This window comes from Phyllobacterium sp. P5_D12 (genome assembly GCF_054049495.1).
The window spans coordinates 1-3,902 of record NZ_JBFUMG010000425.1; the positions used below are offsets into that span (position 1 = coordinate 1).

Consider the following 3,902-nt stretch of genomic DNA (forward strand, 5'->3'; position numbering starts at 1 on the left):
CAACCAAAGAGACGGGGGACTTATGTCCGGACTGGTTTTGAACAATGTCACCAAGCAATTCGGCGCATTCACCGCGGTCGACAATGTGCATCTGTCGGTGCCGCACGGTACCTTTGTTTGCCTGCTTGGACCATCCGGTTGCGGCAAGACCACGCTGTTGCGCATGATCGCCGGACTGGAAGACCCAACGAATGGCACTATCGTGCTCGACGGAGCCGATATTACGGACGTCCCGACGCACAAGCGGAATCTTGGAATGGTGTTTCAATCGCTGGCGCTGTTTCCGCATCTCAGTGTCGGCGAGAACATCGCTTATCCGCTGCGCATTCGCGGAGCATCCCGCGAAGAGCAGAAAAAACGCGTCGACGAATTGCTCACCCTCATCCATTTGTCCGGTTATGGCGACCGGCCGGTGTCGAAGTTATCCGGTGGCCAACGTCAACGCGTTGCTATTGCCCGGGCTCTGGCGCTGTCGCCGAAGATCTTCCTGCTCGACGAGCCGCTCTCTGCGCTGGACGCAAAGTTGCGCGAAGCCATGCAAGTGGAACTACGGCAGCTTCAGCAAAAGCTGGGGATCACGACCATCGTCGTGACCCATGATCAGCGCGAGGCGATGACCATGGCAGATGCGGTCGTGGTCATGAATGGCGGGCATATCAGGCAAGCGGCCTCACCGATCGAAATTTACCGCAAGCCTGCCGATACATTCGTTGCGGATTTCATCGGCTCGACAAATCTGATCGAAACTCAAGTCGACAGTTCCGGTGCGGCGACCATATTCGGCCATCGGGTTCAAGGCATTGCCATGCCCGCCGGCGCACAGAAGGCCACGATTTCGGTGCGTCCCGAAGACGTCCACCTGACAGCACCTGGCAACGGCGCGATCGATGGAACGGTCACGTTCGTCCGCGATCTCGGCGGCACAATCGAAACCTTTGTCGAAGCGGGCGGCCAGCAGATCATTGCCGTATCAACCCCACGCGAACGGCCCGAGGTTACTGCGGGCCAGGCAGTAGGTATCGTTCTGTCCCCCGATGTCTGCGTGGTGCTGAAGCAATGAAGCGCGAAACACCTCAATCCATCGCCGATTATGGGCCCCTGTTCTTTCCTGCCGGCATGCTGCTCATTCTCTTCGTTGTGCCTTTTGGCACGATGATTGCCGTCAGCTTCTTTCAGAGGCAGGAAGGCGGCTTCTACACGCCGGCATTCGTCTTCTCCAACTATGAGCGCTTCCTCACCGCGTTCTTCGGGGGCGTACTCGGCTTTTCACTGATGCTTGCAGTGACCGTCGCGATCTGCTGCGTCGTGCTGGCACTGCCCTTCACTTACCTGCTTTCGCGGCTGACACGGCGCTTGCAGGTGATCTGGCTTGTTGGACTTMTCTCCGTGCTTTCGCTGTCGGAGGTGATTATCGGGTTTGCCTGGTCAACGTTGCTCTCGCGCACGGCGGGCCTCAGCAATTTGCTCGTAAGGATCGGGCTTCTTGAGCAGCCCGTCGCGCTGTTCCCGAGTTTCGGCGCCGTGCTGACAGGTATGGTCTATCAAGCTTTGCCCTATACGATCCTCGTGCTCTACCCGGCCATCGTTCGCCTTGATCCAACCTTGATGGAAGCAGCACGAACGCTTGGTTCCTCGCCAATCCGCGCATTCTTCAATGTACTGGTGCCTGCCCTGCGCAATACCGTCATGGCAACTCTCATTATGGTGTTCATCTTCGCACTCGGTTCGTACCTGTTGCCGCAAATTCTGGGGCGTCCGCAACATTGGACGCTTTCGGTGCTCATCACCGATCAGGCAATCTATCAATCGAACATGCCTTTTGCGGCCGCCATGGCGGTATTTCTCGTGCTTGTGACACTCGGTCTTGTAGCGCTAACACTGCTTATCGGCCGTAAGGGGGAAAAAGCGTGATCAACTGGCTCAAGCGATTTTACTTCCTGCTCATTGGGCTTTTCCTCAGCTTGCCGCTGATCGTCGTGGCTGGCGTATCGGTCAATGCAAAGCAAACTCTGGCGTTCCCACCGCAAGGCTTTTCCCTCAGCTGGTATGGCGAGATCTTTACCAATCCCGAATGGCGTGCGGCCCTTGTCGCTTCGGTGATTCTGGCCACAACCTCCGCCGCCTTGGCCGTCCTGATTGCCCTCCCGCTGTCGTGGTTTCTTTGGCGTCGCATCGCGCCGTGGGCGAACATCTTCCAGGTGCTCGGCATCGCGCCATTCACCCTGCCTCCGGTTATCACGGCACTCGGGCTGCTGACCTTCTGGGCGACGACAGGTTTCTATGGTCAGCCTTGGACTGCGGTCATCGGCCACGCGATCTTTTTCGTTACTCTGCCATTGGTCACCTTGTCCCTCGGCTTCTCCGCTATCGACCGTTCGTTTGTCGAGGCCGCGGCCACGATGGGTGCTAATGACAGAACCATTTTCCGCACTGTCGTGCTGCCGCTGATCCTGCCCTATCTCGTATCAGGCTATGCTTTCGCCTTCGTGTTATCGCTCAACGAATATATCGTCGCGTACATGACTGTTGGCTTCACCCTGGAAACGCTGCCGATCAAGATCTTCAACGCGCTACGATACGGTTACACACCAACCATGGCTTCAGTGACTATCCTTTTCGTCTTCACCGCCGCTGTGATCTTCTCATTGGTTGCGAAGTTCGGCGATCTGCCCAAGCTGCTCGGTGCAATGGCATCGGATGAACCATGATACGTCTCGCAGCTCTGCAAATGCAATCGGTCTCCGGCAATGTTCGAGCCAATCTTGCACGCATAGAACGAGCGGCTGCTGAGGCGGCTCGAGGCCGTGCTGACCTTTTGATTACGCCAGAACTTTGCATCACGGGTTATGGCGCAGGAGATGCAATCGTCGCATTGGCTGAAACGGCGAACGGCGATCAGATCAAGTCATTGCAAGCCATTTCGTCGGCAAATAACATCGCCATCGTTGCGGGTTTTGCGGAGCGTGTTGGCGCGGACGTTTATAACAGTGCGGCATTTATCGATGGTCATGCCACACCTGCGATCTACCGCAAATCACATCTTTACGGCGACTATGAGCGATCACTCTTCAAGCCGGAAACGCCCGCTAGTTGTATTGTCGAATTGAGCGGTCTGAAGCTCGGCATGCTGATCTGCTACGATGTAGAATTCCCAGAGAACGTCCGCCGGCTCGCCCTTGCCGGTGTCGACGCCGTGCTTGTGCCGACAGCTCTCCCTGCCGGCCCATCTGGAACATTCATCGCCAATCACATGATCCAAACCCGCGCCTTCGAGAACCAAATCTTCGTCGCCTACATCAATCATGCCGGAGCTGACGAACGATTTACGTTTGCTGGAAACTCACGGATTGCCGCGCCCGATGGCAGCCTGATCGCGGCCTGTAGCGATGACGCGGAAAGTTTAATTTTTGCGGAGATCGATCCTGGCGCCTTCGCCATATCCATCACCGGCAATCCCTACCTCAAAGACCGGGGTTCAGCATGACCGAAATAATCGAAACTGATGTCCTTGTGATTGGCGCGGGCATCGCCGGTGTGGGTGTCGCAGCCGCATTGGCCGACACACATAGGGTCGTGATTCTTGAACGTGAAACCCAGCCTGGATATCACTCGACCGGTCGCTCTGCCGCCATCTTCCTTCCTAACTACGGCAATGATGTTATTCGTGGACTCAACCAAGCCAGCGCACCGCTTTTCCAACAGCGCGATGTCGGCCTTTTTCCAGCGCCGTTGCTGACCGGGCGCGGGTCTCTAACCGTCGCAGGCGACGATGGCGTTGAGGCTTGCGAAGACTTTGTCCGCAATGGCGTTGGAATAGAGGCGATTGATATCGATCGAGCCATTGACATGGTTCCGATCCTTAATCGCGATCATGTCAAGGCAGCGTGCTACCAGGCGGACGC

The 3,902-nt window shown here is 56.7% G+C and carries 5 protein-coding genes; all 5 read left to right on the forward strand.

The window, feature by feature from the left end:
• The first annotated feature begins 22 nt into the window (after nucleotides 1-22).
• The gene (locus ACXJ5O_RS20945) at nucleotides 23-1,060 is read left to right on the forward strand and encodes an ABC transporter ATP-binding protein (protein ID WP_457301578.1); all 1,038 of its coding nucleotides are present in this window, start codon (nucleotides 23-25) and stop codon (nucleotides 1,058-1,060) included.
• Nucleotides 1,057-1,911, forward strand: a complete 855-nt coding sequence (locus tag ACXJ5O_RS20950) for an ABC transporter permease (protein WP_457301574.1) — start codon at nucleotides 1,057-1,059, stop codon at nucleotides 1,909-1,911. Before ACXJ5O_RS20945 ends, ACXJ5O_RS20950 begins: the two co-directional genes overlap by 4 nt.
• Nucleotides 1,908-2,708: an ABC transporter permease gene (locus ACXJ5O_RS20955; protein WP_457301575.1), complete on the forward strand. Its 801-nt coding sequence runs from the start codon at nucleotides 1,908-1,910 to the stop codon at nucleotides 2,706-2,708. The genes ACXJ5O_RS20950 and ACXJ5O_RS20955 overlap by 4 nt, the downstream gene beginning before the upstream one ends.
• The gene (locus ACXJ5O_RS20960; RefSeq protein WP_457301576.1) at nucleotides 2,705-3,484 is read left to right on the forward strand and encodes a carbon-nitrogen hydrolase family protein; all 780 of its coding nucleotides are present in this window, start codon (nucleotides 2,705-2,707) and stop codon (nucleotides 3,482-3,484) included. The genes ACXJ5O_RS20955 and ACXJ5O_RS20960 overlap by 4 nt, the downstream gene beginning before the upstream one ends.
• On the forward strand, nucleotides 3,481-3,902 hold a 422-nt coding region (locus tag ACXJ5O_RS20965; protein ID WP_457301577.1), incomplete at its 3' end, for an FAD-dependent oxidoreductase. The genes ACXJ5O_RS20960 and ACXJ5O_RS20965, both read left to right, overlap by 4 nt.

What these genes read in the sequence shown, in the direction of transcription:
- ACXJ5O_RS20945 (WP_457301578.1), top strand. Translation starts at nt 23, where the DNA reads ATGTCCGGACTGGTTTTGAACAATGTCACCAAGCAATTCGGCGCATTC.
- ACXJ5O_RS20960 (WP_457301576.1), top strand. Translation starts at nt 2,705, where the DNA reads ATGATACGTCTCGCAGCTCTGCAAATGCAATCGGTCTCCGGCAATGTT.